24 protein-coding genes and 1 tRNA gene are annotated in these 19,048 nt (G+C 62.8%); 16 read left to right on the forward strand and 9 right to left on the reverse strand.

Translation table 11 applies throughout. From position 1 onward, the window contains the following. The first annotated feature begins 8 nt into the window (after window positions 1–8). Together AruPA_RS00935 and AruPA_RS00940 are read left to right on the forward strand one after the other, a co-directional pair. Window positions 9–1,004, forward strand: a complete 996-nt coding sequence (locus AruPA_RS00935; protein ID WP_265634269.1) for an alpha/beta fold hydrolase — start codon at window positions 9–11, stop codon at window positions 1,002–1,004. Window positions 1,005–1,037: 33 nt separating this feature from the next. Further along, window positions 1,038–1,114: transfer RNA gene (locus AruPA_RS00940), tRNA-Arg, on the forward strand. Between the two features lie 152 nt (window positions 1,115–1,266). On the opposite strand, the gene AruPA_RS00945 is transcribed toward AruPA_RS00940, so the two are convergent. Then, on the reverse strand, window positions 1,267–2,094 hold the full coding sequence (locus AruPA_RS00945; protein ID WP_265634271.1) for an IS5 family transposase: 828 nt from the start codon (window positions 2,092–2,094) through the stop codon (window positions 1,267–1,269). A gap of 192 nt (window positions 2,095–2,286) precedes the next feature. Between AruPA_RS00945 and AruPA_RS00950 the strand changes: the two genes are divergently transcribed. Further along, window positions 2,287–2,607 (forward strand): hypothetical protein, encoded by a 321-nt coding sequence (locus AruPA_RS00950; RefSeq protein WP_265634273.1) that lies wholly within the window; start codon window positions 2,287–2,289, stop codon window positions 2,605–2,607. A gap of 109 nt (window positions 2,608–2,716) precedes the next feature. On the opposite strand, the gene AruPA_RS00955 is transcribed toward AruPA_RS00950, so the two are convergent. Both AruPA_RS00955 and AruPA_RS21750 read right to left on the reverse strand, forming a co-directional pair. After that, window positions 2,717–3,067 (reverse strand): ParB N-terminal domain-containing protein, encoded by a 351-nt coding sequence (locus tag AruPA_RS00955; RefSeq protein WP_265634275.1) that lies wholly within the window; start codon window positions 3,065–3,067, stop codon window positions 2,717–2,719. Continuing rightward, on the reverse strand, window positions 3,064–3,306 hold the full coding sequence (locus AruPA_RS21750; protein ID WP_408858553.1) for a helix-turn-helix domain-containing protein: 243 nt from the start codon (window positions 3,304–3,306) through the stop codon (window positions 3,064–3,066). The genes AruPA_RS00955 and AruPA_RS21750 overlap by 4 nt, the downstream gene beginning before the upstream one ends. Window positions 3,307–3,472: 166 nt before the next feature. On the opposite strand from AruPA_RS21750, the gene AruPA_RS00960 reads away from it, so the two are divergent. Both AruPA_RS00960 and AruPA_RS00965 read left to right on the forward strand, forming a co-directional pair. Next, window positions 3,473–3,931, forward strand: a complete 459-nt coding sequence (locus AruPA_RS00960) for a helix-turn-helix transcriptional regulator (RefSeq protein ID WP_265634277.1) — start codon at window positions 3,473–3,475, stop codon at window positions 3,929–3,931. Next, window positions 3,928–4,401 (forward strand): hypothetical protein, encoded by a 474-nt coding sequence (locus AruPA_RS00965; RefSeq protein WP_265634279.1) that lies wholly within the window; start codon window positions 3,928–3,930, stop codon window positions 4,399–4,401. The genes AruPA_RS00960 and AruPA_RS00965 overlap by 4 nt, the downstream gene beginning before the upstream one ends. A 367-nt stretch (window positions 4,402–4,768) precedes the next feature. Here AruPA_RS00965 and gshB read toward each other — a convergent pair whose 3' ends face one another. The 3 genes from gshB to AruPA_RS00980 are packed head-to-tail and all read right to left on the reverse strand — an operon-like array spanning window position 4,769 to window position 6,691. After that, entirely contained in the window at window positions 4,769–5,710 is a 942-nt protein-coding gene (gshB, locus tag AruPA_RS00970; protein WP_265634281.1) for a glutathione synthase, read from the reverse strand. Window positions 5,711–5,741: 31 nt separating this feature from the next. Further along, window positions 5,742–6,086, reverse strand: coding sequence for a hypothetical protein (locus AruPA_RS00975; protein ID WP_265634284.1), 345 nt, complete (start codon window positions 6,084–6,086; stop codon window positions 5,742–5,744). Further along, the gene (locus AruPA_RS00980) at window positions 6,083–6,691 is read right to left on the reverse strand and encodes a polymer-forming cytoskeletal protein (RefSeq protein WP_408858554.1); all 609 of its coding nucleotides are present in this window, start codon (window positions 6,689–6,691) and stop codon (window positions 6,083–6,085) included. Before AruPA_RS00980 ends, AruPA_RS00975 begins: the two co-directional genes overlap by 4 nt. 218 nt (window positions 6,692–6,909) lie before the next feature. Between AruPA_RS00980 and AruPA_RS00985 the strand changes: the two genes are divergently transcribed. From AruPA_RS00985 to hpf, 10 genes are all read left to right on the forward strand, one after another. Further along, complete coding sequence (locus AruPA_RS00985) at window positions 6,910–7,893, forward strand: adenosine kinase (RefSeq protein WP_265634286.1); 984 nt, start codon at window positions 6,910–6,912, stop codon at window positions 7,891–7,893. A gap of 185 nt (window positions 7,894–8,078) precedes the next feature. Further along, window positions 8,079–8,264 carry a Flp family type IVb pilin gene (locus AruPA_RS00990; protein ID WP_265634288.1) on the forward strand — a complete coding sequence of 62 codons (186 nt, stop codon included), beginning with the start codon at window positions 8,079–8,081 and terminating at the stop codon, window positions 8,262–8,264. A gap of 30 nt (window positions 8,265–8,294) precedes the next feature. Beyond that, a complete protein-coding gene (locus AruPA_RS00995) occupies window positions 8,295–8,459 on the forward strand; it encodes a Flp family type IVb pilin (protein ID WP_265634289.1) in 165 nt (54 codons plus the stop codon). 46 nt (window positions 8,460–8,505) lie between these two features. After that, window positions 8,506–9,354: a Flp pilus assembly protein CpaB gene (gene cpaB, locus AruPA_RS01000; RefSeq protein WP_265634290.1), complete on the forward strand. Its 849-nt coding sequence runs from the start codon at window positions 8,506–8,508 to the stop codon at window positions 9,352–9,354. Window positions 9,355–9,389: 35 nt separating this feature from the next. Beyond that, on the forward strand, window positions 9,390–10,550 hold the full coding sequence (locus AruPA_RS01005; protein ID WP_265634292.1) for a pilus assembly protein CpaE: 1,161 nt from the start codon (window positions 9,390–9,392) through the stop codon (window positions 10,548–10,550). Further along, a complete protein-coding gene (locus tag AruPA_RS01010) occupies window positions 10,547–11,902 on the forward strand; it encodes a CpaF family protein (RefSeq protein ID WP_265634294.1) in 1,356 nt (451 codons plus the stop codon). Before AruPA_RS01005 ends, AruPA_RS01010 begins: the two co-directional genes overlap by 4 nt. Continuing rightward, the gene (locus AruPA_RS01015) at window positions 11,899–12,855 is read left to right on the forward strand and encodes a type II secretion system F family protein (protein ID WP_265634296.1); all 957 of its coding nucleotides are present in this window, start codon (window positions 11,899–11,901) and stop codon (window positions 12,853–12,855) included. Before AruPA_RS01010 ends, AruPA_RS01015 begins: the two co-directional genes overlap by 4 nt. Before the next feature lie 6 nt (window positions 12,856–12,861). Then, entirely contained in the window at window positions 12,862–13,779 is a 918-nt protein-coding gene (locus AruPA_RS01020; RefSeq protein WP_265634297.1) for a type II secretion system F family protein, read from the forward strand. A 95-nt stretch (window positions 13,780–13,874) separates the two neighbouring features. Next, on the forward strand, window positions 13,875–15,350 hold the full coding sequence (rpoN, locus tag AruPA_RS01025) for an RNA polymerase factor sigma-54 (RefSeq protein WP_265634299.1): 1,476 nt from the start codon (window positions 13,875–13,877) through the stop codon (window positions 15,348–15,350). Between the two features lie 55 nt (window positions 15,351–15,405). After that, a complete protein-coding gene (gene hpf / locus AruPA_RS01030; protein WP_265634301.1) occupies window positions 15,406–16,020 on the forward strand; it encodes a ribosome hibernation-promoting factor, HPF/YfiA family in 615 nt (204 codons plus the stop codon). Window positions 16,021–16,072: 52 nt separating this feature from the next. Here the strand turns inward: hpf and AruPA_RS01035 are convergent, their stop codons facing one another. The 3 genes from AruPA_RS01035 to AruPA_RS01045 form a co-directional block, all read right to left on the reverse strand. Next, entirely contained in the window at window positions 16,073–16,330 is a 258-nt protein-coding gene (locus tag AruPA_RS01035; RefSeq protein WP_265634302.1) for a hypothetical protein, read from the reverse strand. A gap of 9 nt (window positions 16,331–16,339) precedes the next feature. Continuing rightward, window positions 16,340–17,182 (reverse strand): N-acetylmuramoyl-L-alanine amidase, encoded by an 843-nt coding sequence (locus AruPA_RS01040; RefSeq protein WP_265634303.1) that lies wholly within the window; start codon window positions 17,180–17,182, stop codon window positions 16,340–16,342. 106 nt (window positions 17,183–17,288) lie between these two features. Continuing rightward, window positions 17,289–18,527 (reverse strand): MFS transporter, encoded by a 1,239-nt coding sequence (locus AruPA_RS01045; protein ID WP_265634305.1) that lies wholly within the window; start codon window positions 18,525–18,527, stop codon window positions 17,289–17,291. 101 nt (window positions 18,528–18,628) lie between these two features. Here AruPA_RS01045 and AruPA_RS01050 point away from each other — a divergent pair, with 101 nt between their 5' ends. Beyond that, window positions 18,629–19,048 (forward strand): DUF2177 family protein, encoded by a 420-nt coding sequence (locus tag AruPA_RS01050; protein ID WP_265634307.1) that lies wholly within the window; start codon window positions 18,629–18,631, stop codon window positions 19,046–19,048.

Below are 19,048 nucleotides of genomic sequence, written 5' to 3' on the forward strand. Positions count from 1 at the left end.
GTCCATCCATGATACCGAATCTCGTGGTGAATGCCTATCGAGCCGGACTATGCCTGCTGATCAGCCTCGCACTGGCGGGGTGCGCCGCACAGTTCCGCGTCCCGACGGCATCGGCGCGCCACCCCATCGTCACCGATGGCCACTTCACCCTCGCCGGCGGCCAGGTGCTGCCCTATCGCGACTGGCTGCCCGACCAGCCCCCCCGCGCGGTGGTGCTCGCGCTGCACGGGTTCAACGACAGCCGCGATGCCTGGGCGATGCCCGCGCCGCACCTCGCCGCCGCCGGCATCGCGGTGTTCGCGCCAGACCAGCGCGGCTTCGGCGCCGCCCCCGGCCGCGGCGACTGGCCCGGCACGGCGCGCCTGGTGAACGATGCAAGGCAGATGGCGGCGATCCTGCACCGGCGCTACGCCAGCGTGCCGCTCACCTTGATGGGCGAAAGCATGGGCGGCGCGATCGGTCTGATCCTCGGCGCGCAGGGCGATGCCGACATCGCCTCCTATGTGCTGATCTCCCCGGCGGTATGGGGCGGCACGGCGCTCGCCTGGCCCCTGCGCGCCACCCTCGCGGTCGCCGACACCTTCGTCCCCTGGCTGCGGCTGACCGGCCGGCAGGCGGCGGTGCGCGCCAGCGACAACATCCGCGCGCTGATCGCAGTCTCGAACGACCCGCTGACCATCCGCGCCACAAAAATCGCCACACTCGCCGGCCTGACCCGCCTGATGGGCAAGGCCCAGGCGGATTGCGCCAAATTCGCCCCCGCCCATGCCCTGATCCTGTACGGCGGCCACGACCAGCTGATCCCGAAATCCGCCATGGCCGCATGCTGGCACGCCCTGCCCCGCGCCCGCACCGCCTATTACGGACCCGACTATCATCTGATGCTGCTCGACCACCAACGCGCAACACCCACCCGCGACATCACCGGCTTCATCCTGCACCCCGACCACCCCCTGCGGTCGGACGCCGCGACCAATGCCATGATTTTCACCGCCCAGCATTGAACCCCACCCGAAACCCCGCTAGTAAAGCCCCGTGGACCCGTAGCTCAGCTGGATAGAGCGTTGCCCTCCGAAGGCAAAGGTCGCGCGTTCGAATCGCGCCGGGTCCGCCAATCTTTGCAATAGATTATTTGATTTAAGACTAGCTGGGAAATCAGGCTGGCAAGCATATAGCGAGCAGCAGGGCGATTTCCGGCATGGGTGGGTAAGTAGACGAGCCCAGCTGGCTGGTGCTCTTAGAGCCCGAATCTGAATGGTAGTGCGGCTATCGGTTGCGTGTGATTTTCCGTGTGAGCAGGCGGATATGGGCGAGGAAGAGCCATGCGGTGGCGCTGGTAACGGTGGCCTCGAAATCCTTTGCAAGACGTCGGCATCTGCCGAGCCAGGCGAAGGTTCTCTCCACGACCCAGCGTCGCGGCAGGAGTTCGAACCCGCTGGCGGTGTCGGAGCGCTTGACGATCTGTATGGTCCATTTGCCGATTTTGGCGAGGCGTCCATTGAGTTTGGGACCGGCATAGCCGCCGTCGGCGAACACCTGCCGCAACCAGGGATACAGGGATTTGACCGATTTGAGCACGTCGGGCGCCCCATCCCGATCCTGAATGCCGGCATGATGAACGATCGCACCGACGAGGTCGCCGATTGTATCGGTGATGATGTGGCGCTTGCGTCCCTTGATCTTCTTTCCGGCATCGAACCCGCGCGGCCCGGCGGCTTCGGTGGTCTTGACCGACTGGCTGTCGATCACGCCGGCTGTGGGCGATGCCTCCCGTCCGGCTATCTCCCGCGCCTGCATGACCAGGACGTGATTGATGCGATCAAATGTGCCGTCGCGACAGAAGCGGTAAAAATACCCCTGCACAGTGGTGAACGGCGCGAATTCCTTCGGGATCTGCCGCCACTGGCAACCGGTCGACAGCATGTAGAAGATGGCCTCCACAATCCTTCGCAGCACCACCGTCCGGGGCCGGCCTCGATGCGGCGGCAAGGGCATGAATGGTTCGATCAAGGCCCATTCGGCGTCGGTGAGGTCGCTTGCGTAGCGCAATCCGGCCCGGCAATATCGTTGCCGGGCGATTTCAGTCCAGGCCATCGTGTCTCCGTTCGTCTTCGCAAACGAACTGAATCACAACCTACTGAAATCGCTCAACTATCTTTTGCGGTCAGGCTCTGAAACTGACAAGACGTAAGATATGGCTGCGCTTCGGCCAATAATTTCGGATGTGCTAAAGTATTTTACGATTAATAGTTTTTCCATTTGTCTGCATCATTATTGATTTCAGCAATGAAAATTTACCTCTCCTTTTCAGGAGCTTGCTCCCACTCTAGGCGCATATTTTTCAATGCTTGCTTCGGTGTCAGTTTTTTTACTTTTGGTAGCGCGGTTTATATTTACTACCTGTTGATACGCCTCATCGATTTCGACGCCGTGGCGTTGAGAAAAACACAAGCAGTTAGCGCTGGTGTTCGACCGGCAGCTTTTTTAGCTTATCCAGGAAGGAGCCATTTTGTGCAGCGCTTTGCCCCTTTATCGCCGACCATACTGTCGGATCGATGTGTGCCTTTCGGGAAAGAGCCCGATAAAGTGATGGGGCCGAGATCTTAAATCGTTCGGAAAGTTCATCGACATATCCAACGTCCCGGAGATCGTCGATCAAATTTCCAAGTTGGTTTTTTGATCGCCGATCTCCTCCGCGCCTCGTCTCTCCGTGAAGTCATTCCCAAACAATGCGGCGCTCCGCGAGAAATTCTGCTTGGTCGAACGGGCTCAGTTCTTGACGATAAAGGTTTTCATCGATCTCGCGCAGTCTCGCCTCATCATCGTTACCCTCGAACAGGACCGCACGGACTTGCGTTTGTCCAAGGGACTTAATAGCCGCGATGCGATAAGCACCAGCGACCAAACGATACTGACCGGGCGCTATAGCCCTGACTTCAACAGGCGAGATTTGTTTCGTTTTGCTAATCGAAACTGCTAGTTTTTGCACTTCCGCCTGATCCACGATGCGCAAGCGATCGGAGACCTCAATCTGGCTCATCGGGACCGTCAGAACAGGATCGCTCATGACGAAGCTCCGCGGCGCCGTCGCGTATACGCGCGACGCCGAGGCTCGCCCTCGGCGGTGTAACGATCAGGCCAGTTTTCGTAAGCCGGGCGTTCAAGTAACTTCGCAATCCGTCCCTCAGTACGAACCGAAAGGCCCGGATATCGGATCGTACCCGACACGCTTTTCAGCGAAATCTCCAAGAGCTTCGCAACGTGCGTCAGCAAACCGTATCGAAGGCGAAGTTCGGCCTTAATCATTTCGGCATGTAACGCCGCATTTTTTGTGCCAATGTCCGCTCCGAAGTATTACAGAAGTCCGAATTACCGAAAAATATTCGAATTTCTGAATCATATCAACGATAAATCGGAACTATACGTTCTGGCATTATACTATATTTTTCAATAATTTAAGCGAGTCCGTCCGATGGTAGAGACAAAGAAAATTGACACCCCTCAACTTGAAGTTTGCGCAAGGCTTCGGGACGCAATCAACCGGTCCGGCGGCATTCCGGCGGTTGCAAAGTCAGCAAATGTGCCGGTTTCGACCCTTCATGATTACCTCAATGGGACCGATATCAAGCTGTCGAGGGGAGCAAGGATCGCAGCAGCCTGTGGAATCTCTCTCGATTGGCTGGCGACAGGTGCCAAGCCCGAAGAACCAATTCATATTTCCGAGAACTCGATATTTGGCTGCGAGATCCTGGAATCGACTGTTAACTTTTCCGCTCTTTTGATTTTGATACGTTCCTGCCAGGATGCGTACGCGATGACGGAAAAGCCCGTTCTGAGGGCTGTCTTCGAGTGGGTTTCTCCGCCTTATCGGATCGGTCACAAGCTAGCCGAGGTCAAAATCGAATTTAAAACTGGAGATGATTTGAAATGACCCGCGACCCGCTGCCCGATGGCCAATACGTCCTTCGACTACCGGATACGAGCGCTCAAGATGCAGAGGCTCCCGCACCGATCGAGCCCGGCGCGGCCGTCGACCAGCCGCGCAGCTGGTGGCAGGACGTATTCGACTTCCTCTACCAGACGATCCGCGCGTTGGTCATTCTTGGCGTGCTACTTCTGACAGCCTTTTTTACGCCGATCGGCTTAGTCATCGTTCTCATTATCATCGCACTCGTGCGCCGTAGCCGCCGCTCCACGACGGCCGCCGTTCAACGCGCCGTGCGTGAGGAATTCGCCCGCCACGAGGCACCGAAGGTCACTAACGAGGAATCTAACGAAAACCGCGTTTATCGTGGCTTATTTCCGAGTTTTTTGATACAGTTTAGTCTTCCCAAACTGTATCAACATCCCAAAAAACGTAATGTTTTCAATGATACAGAATGGATAGGTATATTGTCCTAATAATACAGTTCGCGGCTGCTCTGGCTTGCATGAAACCATGATTTACCCGGCCCAAGGTGGCGCTCGACAGCTGGTCGCCTCTTCGCTAAACCGCAGAAAACCGCCATTTGAGCCGCATTGACCGCCTCTTAGGTCGCTCTTAAGACGCCCTTGGACACTGCGCCGGAATTCCCGCCAGGCGCACTGCAAACCGCCCAAACGCGCCCCGTAAGCGCCTCCAGGAGCCCATCAGTGCGAACAACAAAGACCACCGATTTTCCGCGCGAAACCAACACGTTATCCCGCGACGTCCCGTTTGTTCCCATTCAATCCCGTTTCCCAGGTTGATGTGCCAACGGACATTCGGGCACCCACCCCAAGACCATTGCTACCGCTTCGCTTCGATGCGGTCCCAGATAGCGCTGGCGAGGTCGGTGCCACCGAAGCGGGCGACTTGTTGGATGCCGGTGGGGGAGGTGACGTTGATTTCCGTGAGGTAATTGCCGATCACGTCGATGCCGGTGAACAGCAGGCCGCGCTCTTTCAGGGTGGGGCCGATGCGTTTGCAGATTTCGCGATCGCGGGCGGTCAGTTCGGTTGGGCGGGCGACGCCGCCGGCATGCATGTTCGATCGTGCATCCCCTTCGACCGGTACACGGTTGATGGCGCCGAGCGCTTCGCCATCGATCAGGATGATACGTTTATCGCCGGCCCGCACGGCGGGTTCGTAGCGTTGGATCATCAGGGGTTCGCGTGACATGCCGAAATGCATGTCCATCAGCGCGCCGAGGTTTTCATCGTCGGGTTTGATCCGGAAGATCCCGGCGCCGCCGTTGCCGAACAGCGGTTTGACGATGATATCCTGATAGCGCGCCCGGAAATCGCGGATGGCGGCGCGGTCCCACGCGATCATGGTGGGGGGCATCAGGTCGGGGAAATCCATCACCAGCAGTTTTTCCGGCGCGTTGCGCACGGCGGCGGGATCGTTGACGACCAGGGTTTTGGGATGGATGTGTTCGAGCAGGTGGGTCGCGGTGATGTAGGCCATATCGAACGGCGGGTCCTGGCGCATCAGCACGACGTCCATGCTGCCCAGATCGATCACCTGCGGCGCACCGGCGGTGAAATGGGCACCGCGTGCCCGTTCGACAGTGACGGGGCGAACCCGCGCGCGCAGCACGCCGGCTTCGAGCCACAGATCGGAGACGAGGTAGTGCCACAGGCTGTGGCCCCGGCGTTGCGCCTCGAGCATGAGGGCGAAGCTGGAATCGCCGTCGATATCGATGCTTTCCATCGGGTCCATCTGGACCGCGACCTTTAAACCGCTCATGCGCCCTCCGCCTGGTGTTGCGCCGTCTCTATCAGGAGGGCCGGTTCTGTTCCAGACTGGCCACGCAGGAGGATTCCGAGACGCCGCGCGGCATCGGCATGGCAGCACGCACGTGCGGCGCGCCGTCCGGCCCCGGGTACAGGATCAGGTTGAGCCGGCAGACCGGTGAATGATAGAGCCAGACCTGCGCCGAGCCATCGATTCGCTGCAGTGCCGGACGGCCGAAATCGGCCCGCAGGCCGCCGATGGTCGCACCGACCAAAGTGATCGGCGCGGCGTTGGTGGCCGCGCCGGTCGCTGCGCGCGGCGCCGGCGCGCTGCATCCGGCCAAACCAAGGGCCATCAGCATCACGGCGACGCACGCGCATTGCCTCATTCGGACTTGGCGGCGCCTTCGGTGATCATTTCGATCCGGCCAGTGATCTGACCGCCGTCTTCCACCTGCAGGCGCCGGCAGCGGGCGGTGCCGAGCACGCGGCCGGTCGCGCGCACGATCAGGGCGTGGCGGGCGGTGAGTGTGCCATCGATCGTGCCGGCGATCTCGGCTTCCTCGACTTCGACTTCACCTTTGAAGATACCGCCTTGCGCGATCGACAGCTCGGTGGCGTTGATCATGGTTGCCTCGACCGTGCCTTCCACCACCAGGCGTTCGGCGTCCTGCACGACGCCCTGCACACTGATGCCCCGGCCGACCACGAGGGTGCGCCGCTCAGCGGTATCGGGCGAGCGGCCCATCGGCGGGCGGAAACTCGCACCGGGCATCGGCGAGGCCGGCGGCACGGCGGGGGTTGCGGTCGGTTGGTTGGGGGCGAAGGGCGATCTTGCCATGGGCGTCTCCTGTTCGGTCGGCGTTTCGGCGGATAAAGAAGGGGCGGGGCGAAATTCGGGCATGCTCAACCCGTCATCGACAGCGGCCTGCGACGGCCCCTCGTTCGCCTTCGGTTGGGTCGGTTGCTCGTCGCGTTTTCTGAAACTGATCACGGAACCTCCACTCGCATCGCGCTGAGCGGAGCTAGCACGCTCGCAACGCAACCGACAATCGGCAACGTGCAAAAAAACCCATGTTGTGCCGCAAGGTTCCGCAATCCCATCAAGTTGCTGATCCGCAATCCTTTGTCCATCTGGTGGCGCAAATTTGGTTCTTCGCGCGGCTGATGATACGCCGCGTGTCTTCCCGCAACATTGGTCAGGACCCTCGCATGAGCACGCTGCGCTACGACATCATCGGCATCGGTAACGCCATCGTCGATGTGCTCGCCGTCACCCAAGATGAATTCCTGGATCGTCATGACATGCGCAAGGGCAGCATGGCCCTGATCGACGCCGCAACCGCCGAGCGCCTGTCCCGCGCCATGCCGGCGGGCAAGACCGCCTCGGGTGGGTCCGTTGCCAATACCTGTGCCGTTGCCGCCGGCCTTGGCGCGCGCGTCGCGTTTCTGGGCAAGGTCGCCGATGACGCGCTGGGTGCGGCTTTCGCGGCCGATCTGCGTGCCATCGGCGTCGATTTTCCGACCGCACCGGCCGCCGCCGGAGGCGCACCCACGGCGCGCTGCCTGATTCTGGTGACCGCGGACGGCCAGCGTACCATGAACACCTACCTCGGTGCGTGCGTCGATTTCTCCGCCGCCGACCTCGATGCCGATGCGATCGGCGCGTCCGCGATTCTGTATCTGGAGGGTTATCTGTTCGACCCGCCGCAGGCGCAGGCGGCATTTCGCGCGGCCGCACAGATGGCGCGGGCGGCGGGTCGCAAGGTCGCTTTGTCGCTGTCCGATGCGTTCTGCGTCGATCGCCATCGGGCCGGCTTTCTCGATCTGCTCGGCAGCGTCGATATCTTGTTTGCCAACGAGGCCGAGATTTGCGCTTTGTTCGAGCAGGATGCGTTCGAGAGCGCCGCCAACGTCGCCGCGCAGACTGTACCGCTCGCCGTCCTGACGCGGAGCGAAGCCGGCAGTGTGATCATCGCGGGCGAGACGCGGCACCATGCCGAGGCGGTGCCGACGGTGGTGCTCGATACGACCGGCGCCGGTGATGCCTACGCCGCGGGATTTCTGACCGCCCTCGCGCGCGGCGATTCGCTGCCATCCTGCGCGGCACTGGCCAGCGCCGCCGCCGCCGCCGCCATTGCCCGGATCGGCGCACGGCCGGATGCGGCGACGCTGGCGCGCATCGCGGCGGGTTGACATTGCCATCCCGGAAATTCTGATCAGCGTTAACCGTTTGGCAACTCTCTCCTGACTATATGAGCGCATGAACTCCCGAGCTTGCCCTTCCGCCGTAGGCGCAGGCTCCCGCCAGTAAAATTCTGGCAACATGCATTCATCATCGCCGCCTGCGGGCCATCCGCGCGGTGGAAGGAGAGTAGATCATGCTGGACTATACCAGAACCTGGCTCGCGGTGCGGGGCATCACGCTGTTCAACGACAAGCGCGCCGTGACGGCGCTGGAATATGGGATGATTGCTGCGTTGATCGCGGCAGTAATCGTGGGAGTTGTTTCGTCGCTCGGTACGCATCTGAATACTGCATTTGGGACAATTAACAGCAATCTATAATATAGTAATGGCGAACCGACGACGAAATCAATGGATCATAACATCACTGCACTCAGGATTTTTCTAGACAACCACGGCGTTACGGCCATCGAGTATGCGCTGATTGCTGGCTTGATCGCCGCCGTCATTATCGGGACGGTAGCTATGCTTGGAAACGGCGTGTTGCTTGCATATAATAGCGCAACTAATTTCTAAATAGTTACGACAGATCGAAGCCAACTCTGTATAATAAGGTAGAAAAATGTTCGTCAGAATCTCCTTGTTTATTGTGTTGGCACTCGGTCTCGCCGGTTTCGGCACAGTGGCTTGGCTGGATCTCCGTCCAGCCAAGCCGCCAGCCGTCGCCGTTCAGAAAATCCTGCTGCTCGCCACCGCTCATCCGCTGCGCGCCGGCAGCCTGATTCAACCGTCTGATTTCACCACCGTCGTCCGGGCCGGCGGCGCACCGCCGGCCAATGCCGTCCTCGATACGCCGGCCAATCGCTCCGCCTACACGGGTGCCATGGTTCGCCACCCGCTCGAGGCCGGTGCGATCATCGAGGCAGGCGAAGTCATCCGCCCCGGCGACCACGGTTTCCTTGCCGCCGTGCTGCAACCCGGCATGCGCGCCATCTCGGTCGGCGTGGATGCGATCACCGGCACCGCCGGGCTCATCTGGCCGGGCGACCATGTCGATCTGATCCTGACCCAGAACCTATCGGCTCCGAATCTGCCGCCGGCGAAAAGCGTCGCCGCCGAAACCGTCCTGTCGGATGTGCGGGTCATCGCAATCGATCAACGGCTGGTCCAGGGGGCTAACACCAGGGGCAAGGAAGAAGCGATGGCGCGCACCGTCACGCTCGAAGTCACGCCCGATGAGGCCGAACGCGTCGATGTCGCCGCCCGTCTCGGCCCCTTGTCGCTGGTCGTGCGTCCTACCGACTCGCCGGCGCGCCCGCTGCTCACCCCCCCGCCGCCGGTCTACAGTGGTCAGGTTTCACCGGCTCTCGCCGCGGTCAGCGCGCCGATGTCCGGCCGCAGCATAACGATCTACCAAGGTCCGGGCGAGCAGACGCAGTTCACCCCCGGCCAGACATCCCTGCCGCAATGACCGCGTTTGAAACAAGTCTCGCTGGCAGACCATTCATGACGCCGGTATCGGCCGGGCTTGCAGAGCGCCCCGATTTCATCGGCTTCGTGCGTGATACCGAAACGGCCCATGTCCTGCGCGCCGCGCTCGGCCCGGCGTTTCCGGCCGGGCTTGCGCTGCATCAACTGAGCTTCCGGCAATCGATCGAGTGGCTTGGCGGCATTGCCACCCCCAGGACCATCCTGATCGATATCTCCGGCGAGGATCAACCGTTCACGGCCATGGTCCAGCTCGAAGCCGTGGTCGACCCCGGAACGAGAGTGCTGGTGATCGGTGAAAACCGTAGCGTCAGCTTCTATCGAACCCTGACCCGCAATCTGGGCGTCAAGGAATATCTGCCGAAACCGCTCGATGCCGGCATGGTGCAACGCGAGTTCCTGCCCTGGGCGACGGGCGATGAACCGGCAGCCGAACCAGCCCGCGGCGGTGCCGTGGTCGCGCTGTGCGGTGCCGGCGGCGGGGTCGGCGTGACGACGATCGCCGCCAATCTGGCGTGGCTGATCGGCGGCGAAACCCGGCGCCACACGATTTTGCTCGATGCCGACCTCCATCGCGGCAGCGCCGCCTTGTTTGCCAATGTGCCGCCCAGCACAGGATTGCGGCACGCGCTCGAAGCGCCGGACCGCATCGATCCGCTGCTGATCGAGCGCGCCGCCCATCCGGCGACCGAACGGTTGCACGTTCTGGCCGCCGAAGAACCGCTGACCGAACAATGGACCCACCGGATCGGCGGTGGCCGTGCCCTCGCGGTCGCGCTCCGGCAGCGCTATAATTTTGTCCTCGCCGATATCCCGGCCCACCCGCTTGGCTTTGCCGGCGAAATCCTCGCACTTGCCCAGCAGCGCATTCTGATCATCGAAGCGACGGCGCAGAGCGTGCACCTGGCCAAATCCTGGATGGCGCTGCCAGCCGGCGCCATGCAGACGAGCCGGCCCGTCCTGGTCGTGAACAAATATCAAAAGCGCCGGGGCCTCACCGCGGCCCAGATCGAAGCCGAACTCAGCACCCCGGTTGCGGTGACCGTACCGGATATGGGGCCCCATGCCGCGCGGGCCGCCGATCTTGGCGAGAGCCTGATCGCGGCCAAAGGCAAATTCCGCGACGCCATTCTGCAACTGGCCAGAATCATTGGCGCTGCCCCCGGCGGGCCTGCATGATGGATGGTATCCCGGTCTTCGGCCGCCGCCCGAGCGAACCATCGGCCGCTCCTGTGCCGTCCGGCGCCGAACCGGCCGCGGGCATCCGCCAGGAAGACGTGGACCTGATCCGCACGCTGTGCTTGACCAAGATCGATGCCTCGGTGATCGCGACCCTTTCGCAGCCCCGCCTGCTCAATACGGTCGAGGTGATGCTCGCCGAACTGGCCACTGAGCACCGCATTCAACTCAACAGCCGCGAGCAGCACCAGATCGCCAATGAACTGGTCGACGACATGCTCGGCCTCGGCCCGCTCGAACCATTGCTGGAGGACGATACGATCACCGACATCATGGTGAACGGTCCTGAACGCGTGTTCGCTGAAAAACGCGGCAAGCTGGAACAACTGCCGGTGCGGTTCCGCGACTCCGCGCATCTCGCCAATATCTGCCAGCGCATCGCCGCATCGGTCGGGCGACGCGTCGATGAATCATCGCCGATGGTGGATGCGCGGCTGAAGGACGGCTCACGCGTCAACATCGTGTTGCCGCCCCTGGCGATCGACGGCCCCTGCCTGTCGATCCGCAAATTCGCCAAAAAACCGATCAGTTTCGCCAAGCTGATCGAATATGGCTCATTGACGCCACCGATCGCGCGCATTCTCGAAATCGCGGCGCGGTGCCGGCTCAATGTGGTCATCTCGGGCGGCACCGGCTCGGGCAAGACCACCATGATGAACGCCATGAGCAGCTTCATCGATCCGGCCGAACGCATCGTCACGGTCGAGGATGCGGCGGAACTGCAGTTGCAGCAGCCGCACATCGTGCGGCTCGAAACCCGGCCGCTCAATCTTGAAGGCAAAGGCGAAATCAATCAGCGCGACCTGCTCCGCAACGCGCTGCGCATGCGCCCCGATCGCATCATCATCGGCGAGGTGCGCGGGCCCGAAGCGTTCGACATGCTGCAGGCAATGAACACCGGCCACGACGGTTCGATGTCGACCATCCACGCGAATAACACGCGCGACGCGCTCGCCCGCATCGAGAATATGGTGCAAATGGCCAGCATGGGCCTGTCACCCCGCGCGATCCGGATGCAGGTGGTGTCAGCCGTCAATCTGATCGTACAGGTCGAGCGCCAGCGCGACGGCGGCAGGCGGGTGATCCAGCTCACCGAAATCGCCGGCATCGAAGGCGAAACCCCGCTGCTCAACGATATTTTCAAATATGAAACGCAAGGCGAGGATGCCACCGGCCGATTGCTCGGCAAATATATCGTATCGCGTACCCGGTCGAGCTTCCACGAGCGACTCACGTATTTCGGCCTGGCGCGGCCCTGGGCCGCGGCACTCGAGGAGGCGAGCCTCGGATGAGCCATCTGCCGCTGTTGCTCGCGGTCAGTCTGATCATGACGGCGGGCCTCGTGTTCCTCGGATTGAACGTCTGGCAGGCCGACCGCGCACAACGCCGGCTCGCCGGGCGGCTCGATCGGGTGACCAACGGCCTCGTCATCGTCGAGTCCGAGGAAAAACCCAAGGCGATCAATCCCTTCGCGCGGTTCATCGCGCCGTTCACGAACCTGCTTCACGTCTTCGGGATCGATCTGCTGCGCGCACCGGATTACCCGGCACCCTGGTGGCTCATTCTGCTGGTCAGCATCGTGGCGGCGCGTGTCGTGGTCATGCTGATCACCATGGTGGTGGGCAGCATCGGCCTGTTGATGTGGCCGCTGATGAGCGTGATCATCGCCCGCTCGGTGTTCGGCACCATCCACGCCAAACGCTCCTCCGCGCTGCTCAACCAGTTCCCCGATACGCTGGCGACCATCGTGCGCTGCGTGCGGGTCGGCATCCCCGTGCAGGAGGCGCTGCGCATCATCGGGCGCGACATGCCCAAACCCACCGGGGCCGAATTCACCCGCATCGCGGATCAGGTCGCGATCGGCACGCCGCTCGATCAGGCGCTGCGCAGCCTCGCGGAGCGTTCGCGGCTGGCCGAATATGGTTTTTTCGCAACCGCCCTGAGTTTGCAGGCCCGCGCCGGCGGCGGCCTGGCCCAGACGCTCGAAACCCTTTCGGATGTCATCCGCAAGCGTGTCGCCATGAAGGCGCGCGGGTATGCCATGGCGGCGGAGGCGCGCACCAGCGCAATGATCCTCGGCGCGATCCCGATCGTCGCGGGACTCGGCATCGAGTTGATCCAGCCGAAATACCTCAATGTGCTGTTCACCACCCAGAAAGGGCACGTCATTTTCGCGTCCGCCGTCTGCATGCTGGTGATGGGGACGCTGACCATGCGCTCGATCATCCGGCGTAGTCTGAGCTGACCGGCCATGGCACTTCTCTATGTCGGCATACCTGCGTTTTTTCTGCTGATCGCCGCAATCGCCATGCTGATGCTCAAGGTGGTGATCGAGGAGGAGAAACTGGCAAGGCGCATCGCGCGCGCCGGCGGCCTGTCGGTCGCCGCCGAAACCGAGGCGGACCGCCAGCCGGTTCATATCAGAATCATCGTCGGGCTCGGGTTTGCGGTCGCGCGCAGCGGCTTGCTGAGCGCCAAGACGCTGGCGGATCTGCGCCATACCTTGCGCATGGCCGGCATCCGGGATCAGGGTGCGCTGGGCCTGTTCGTCGGCGCGAAACTGCTGATGTTCGCGGGATTGCCGGCGATCGCCTTCGCATCGCTCCATTTCATCCACCTCAGCCAGATTCCGAAAATCGGGCTGATCGGCGCGGCCGCGATCGCCGGCCTGCTGGGGCCGGACATGATCATCCAGCAAAGGCGCAAACGCTTCGTCAAGCGCGTCGAGGCAGGACTGGCCGATGCGCTCGATCTGATGGTGATCTGCGCCGACGCCGGCCTGAGTCTGGAGCCGGGATTGGCCCGCGTCGCCAACGAGATCCGCGAAACCCACCCGGCGGTGGCGCAGGAGCTGACCATCACCTCCAACGAGATGCGGATCGGCAACCAGGTGCGCGACGCGCTCACCGCCCTCGGCACCCGCACGGGTCTGGATAGTCTCAAGCGGCTGGGCTCGACCCTGATCCAGACAATCCAGTACGGCACGCCGCTGACCCAGGCGCTGCGGACCCTTTCGGCTGAGCTCCGCCAGGAGCAGCTGACCCGGTTCGAGGAACGCGCCGCCCGCCTGCCGGTGCTGCTGACCCTGCCGATGATCATTTTCATTCTGCCCTGCGTGTTTCTGGTCGTCGGCGGCCCCGCGATCCTGAAAGTGATGGCGGCGTTCTGACCCAGCGTCCGCTCGGGCGCACCCCATGCAAAAATCGCACCATCAGGCCCCGCCGCGATATTCCAAAGGGTTAAGGATGTTGGTATGATCCATGCATGTCATTGGGACCACGGCTCGATCTAAGGCAGACGCAATCGCTGGTCATGACGCCGCAATTGCGGCAGGCCATCCAGCTGTTGCAGTTCACCAATACCGAGGTCAATCAGTTCATCGAAGATGAATTGCTGAAAAATCCACTGATCGAGCGCGACGATGCGGAACCGCTGGCGCCGCAGCCCGACGGTCAGGCAGACCACGCCCTGGCACCGGATCCGTCACCGCTCGCCCAGGTTCGCGATGCCCAGACGATCGATGTGGACCCTGCCGGTATTCAGGCGCCGCTCGATGCCGATTTTTCCAATGTCTACGACGCCGGCACCGGCTCCGATGGGGGCCGCGACGGCGGCATGGGCTTTGAGGATGATGACTGGATCGGGCAGATCGCCGATCGGCCGCCCGATCTGCGCGAGCATCTGGAGCAGCAGATCAGGCTGGCCTTCCCCGATCTGGCGCAGCGCCGCATCGCATCCGCCCTGCTGATGGCGCTCGATCCATCGGGCCGCCTGGTCGATCCGCCGGAAGCGATCGCCACGGCGCTCGGCGTTGCGCCCGAAGCGCTGGAGGCGGTGCGCCAGACCATGTTACGATTCGACCCGACCGGCATTTTCGCCCGCGATCTGGCCGAATGCCTCGCCGTGCAGCTCGCCGAACGCAACCGGCTCGACCCGGCGATGGCGGCGCTGGTCGCCAATCTCGAACTCCTGGCGAAGCGTGATCACCGCAGCCTGATGGAGCTGTGCGGCGTCGATTCGGAAGACCTGCGGGATATGATCGCCGAACTCAAGCGCCTGAACCCCAAGCCGGGCGCCGGGTTCGATACCGGCCCGATCACGCCGCTGATCCCCGACGTGCTGATGCACCCCGGCCCGGATGGCGACTACATGCTGGAACTCAACCCCGAAACCATGCCCCGCGTGCTGATCCGGCGTGGATTTCACGCGCGTATGGCGGCGAAAGCCTCACGCGAGACCCGGCAATTCCTGTCGGAGCGCATACAGAGCGCCAATTGGCTGATCCGCGCGCTCGAATCGCGCGCCGATACGATCTTGCGGGTCGCGGGTGAAATCGTGCAGCACCAGGAAGGATTTTTTCGTCTCGGTATCGGCTTCCTCAAGCCGCTCACCCTGCGGGAAGTGGCCGCTGCGCTCGAAATCCACGAGAGCACGGTCAGCCGCGTGACCTCGAACAAAGTCATCGCAACGCCGCGCGGTATTTTCGAGATGAAATTCTTTTTCACCACCGCCCTGTCGGGCGCGAACGGCGAGAGCCACAGCGCGGGGGCCGTGCGGCACCGGATCGCCGCGCTGATCGAGGCCGAACCCGCCAACGTTGTCCTGTCTGACGATGCCCTGGCCAAAATGTTACAAAAGGAAGGCATAGACATCGCGCGCCGAACTGTGGCCAAATACCGCGAGGCGATGCGCATACCCGGCTCGGCGCAGCGCAAGCGGGACAAGGGGCTTTCGGCCTAACCCTGAGCCCCACACGGATAAGAGCGGGCAACGCCTAACAACAAGGATCCTGGCGATGCAAATCACGGTCTCCGGCAAGCAAGTCGATTTGTCCGATGCACTGCGCATCCACGTGGCCAACCATCTGGACGTTATTTCGACGAAATATTTCGATCACGCTCTCGAGGCAAACGTCACCTTCAGCCGCGCCCGTAGCTTTTTTACCTGCGACATCAACGTGCATGCCGCCCGCGGCCTTACCCTGCGCGGTGAAGGCGAAGCGGCCGATGCCCATGCCGCGTTCGACGATGCCGCCGAGCATATCGCAAAACGGCTGCGCCGCTATCGCCGCCGCGTGAACGAGCACGCCCGCGAGATCGCCGGTCGCGAACGGCCGGAGGCGGCGCGCCAATACGTGTTGCAGGAAGTCTATGAGCGTGAGGATGCGCCCGCCCCGAACGGCGCCGTCCCTGAACAGGCCAGCGGGCCGGATACCGGGCCGCACGCGGCGGTGGTCGCCGAGACGCCAACCGAGATCGCTTTCCTGTCGGTCAGCGAGGCGGTGATGCGCATGGATCTCGCGGATCAACCGGTATTGATGTTCCGCAACTCCGCCAACCGCGCCCTGAATGTGGTTTACCGCCGCAGCGACGGCAACATCGGCTGGATCGACAGTTCGACGGCGACTTGACTGGTGTGTGGCCCTGCCCGGGGCCGGTCAGGTCCCGGGCATGTGCAGGAGATCAGCGGCGGGCATAGAAAAAGCAATGGCCGGACGGTATGATCGGCCCCGCGACCAACTGGCATCGCCCCGGGCGGGCAGGAGCTGCGTGATCAGGCAGGAAGAACACGCAATTGCCGCAGTCATCACCGTTGGCGCCGGGATGGATCGTATAGCCGGCCGCTTGGGGTGATTCGGGGGCATCGGCCCGCAACGCGCGGGTCGATGCCAGCCAGACAAACCCTCCAAGGCCGAGCGTGACGCGGCGGCGTTTTGGCAAGGCGCACCCTCAGAGGTTTGCAACGGCGTGCCGCCTGGCCAGGAACCAGGCATCGACGGCCGCCTTCATCGAACCCGCAATGCGCTCGCGAAACGCGTTGGTACGCAACGCCGCCTCGTCCTGCGGGTTCGACAGAAACGCGGTTTCGACCAAGACGCTGGGAATCGCGGAAGACTGCAACACGGCGAAGGTCGCGTGCCGGGCCGGATTTGGCAGCATGGGCACTTCACGCCCCAGGGAGCCGACCATTTTCCGCTGCAGGAGCAGGGATTCGATTTTCGTGCTGTGGGCCATCAGGCTGAACAGAATTTTACCGACCTGGGGCGAGACGCCCCGAAACGTCGGGTTGGATATGCGCTCGACGCTGTTTTCCGAACGCGCGATGGTGGCCGCAAGGCCGTCCGACGCCTGATCGGAAAATGTATAGACGCTGGCACCGCGCACCGTCGTGTTGGGCGCGACCGAATTCGCATGCATCGACAGAAACAGCGCCGCTTTGTGTTTTTCCGCGATATCGACGCGGTTTTGCAGGGGAATGAAGACATCGCGGGCCCGGGTCATGACCACTTCATAGCCGCCGCGCTCCAGCGCATGCCGCAGATCCCACGCCGCTGACAGGGCGATGTCCTTTTCGAAGAGATTGCCCTGACCGATGCAACCGGGATCGTGCCCGCCGTGACCGGGATCGATCACGACCAGGCGATGTCGGGTCGCTTCGCGATACGCCGCCGGCGAGATCATGCGCGCCCGGTCGGGTCCGCTGGCGCGCGCAAGGGCCGCCTGCATCCATAATGGCAGGCTGATCGTGGCCTTGACGCCGGCATCGAGCAGGAATCGGCGTGAAAAACTCATGAGAAACCTCCGTCCGCCAGGGTGGCGCAGTTTCATACTTCCAGGGTGACGTGCCACCTATTTATCAGCAACGCACGTTAAATGATTGAGATTAACACGGAGTTGATCAGGTCACGTCCGCATGCCTGGTCAACTGGCGCAGGTAAAGCGCGAGACCGAGCGCAATGAGCGGCGGTGCGCCAAGGCCGAGAAAGGCGAATTTCCAGCCGATCAGACCGATCAGGGCGCCGCCCAGCGCGTTGGATGTGGCCGCGCCGATACCCTGGATCGTCATCACGAAACCGAGGATCGTCTGCGTCCGCCCCGAACCCCACGACAGATCGGCGGTGAGCGGCGGCGTGATGACCCCGATGGTGCCCGCCCCGGCGGCGTCGAGGATCTCGACCGGGATCAGCCAGAACGGCGCGATGCCAAACGCGGCGATCGCCGCGCGGACGGGCAGAACCGCGCACGCGCCGATCAGCAGCGGTATCCGGCCGAACCGCTCGGCGAATCGTCCCGCGACGATCGCGACACCGATCATCGCGAATTGCGAGACGATGACGCATAGCGACATCCAGCTCGTTGCGTCACGGCCATGGGCGCCGCCGAAATGCGCGAGCCGGAGCCCCAGCAGAGGCAACATCGCCGCGTTGCCGAGGTTGAAGAACATCAACGCGATCGCGAACACGAACACCGGCCGCTCGCGGATGAAATCGCGGAATCCCATCGGCGTGCCACCGCTGGCCAGGCCGAGGCGGGTACTGGCGCCCGTGGGTGATTTCAATGCGGTCAGCGCAACCAGCGTAAGGGCCGCCATGGCGGCGAGCACCAGCAGGGGCGTGTTGGCACCGTACTGGCGGGCCCCGAGAAAGACGAGGATGGCAGCCGAGACGTTGCCGGCGTTGCTCCAGGCCGAATTGCGGCCCTGCTGGCTGGGGAAGTGGCGCTTGCCGACATAGAGAATGGTGGTCGCCGCCATCGCCGGGCCGACGACCGCCGCCCCCATGGCCTGGATGATTTCACCCAGGATCACGTACGGCAGCGCGCGACCGGCCACCATGGTGCTGACCCCGATCAGGATCAGGCCGGACCCGGCCATGACGAGCAATTTCGGTTTGCCGAAGCGGTCGACCAGAGCGCCCCCCGGGGTGTTGAGCAGCAGGCCGAATACGCCGCCGAGCGTCATCAGCAAGCCGATCCGCTCGGGCGACCAGTGAAGCGCCTCGGCGAACCAGGTTGGCAGAAACGGGCCGAGGCCGCCGGCGACGTCTGCGAGGAAAAAATTCACCGCGGCAAAGGTTTTTGGCGCGCGCCGTGCGCGGGGTGCGCTGGTATCGGTCGTTATGGCGGTGCCCGCGTCCATCGCTCACGAGATGGGGGTGCCAGGTGATCACGCCAAGTTGATTTCGCTTGCGCTCGCGCCCGACCAACGCATATCGATGGTGAACAGGAACTGGATAGGCCATGCGTGGACGGATTGGACTATATTGCGCGACCCTGGTTGCATTTCTGGTGATGGATGCGGTCTGGCTGAGTTTGACCAGTGCGCCGCTCTATCGGGCGACGCTCGGCGGCATTCTGCTCGCCGGGTTCAAACCGGTGCCGGCGCTCGCGGTCTATCTGCTCGAAGTGCTGGGGCTGATGGTGTTCGTGATGCCGCGGGCACGGGCCAGCGGCCGGGCGTCGAGCGCGCTGGGCTACGGCGCGCTGTTCGGCATGTTCACCTACGGGCTGTATGACCTGACCAATGATGCCACCCTGCAGCACTGGACATTGGAACTCACGCTGATCGACATGGCGTGGGGGGCCGTGGTGTGTGGCGTCGCGTCGACCATCGGATGGCTGGTTGCCGGGCGCTTCTCCCGGCAACGCCTCTTTACCTGA

Origin of the sequence: Acidiphilium sp. PA, assembly GCF_026191915.1 — a bacterium.
Classification (GTDB): Bacteria; Pseudomonadota; Alphaproteobacteria; order Acetobacterales; family Acetobacteraceae; genus Acidiphilium.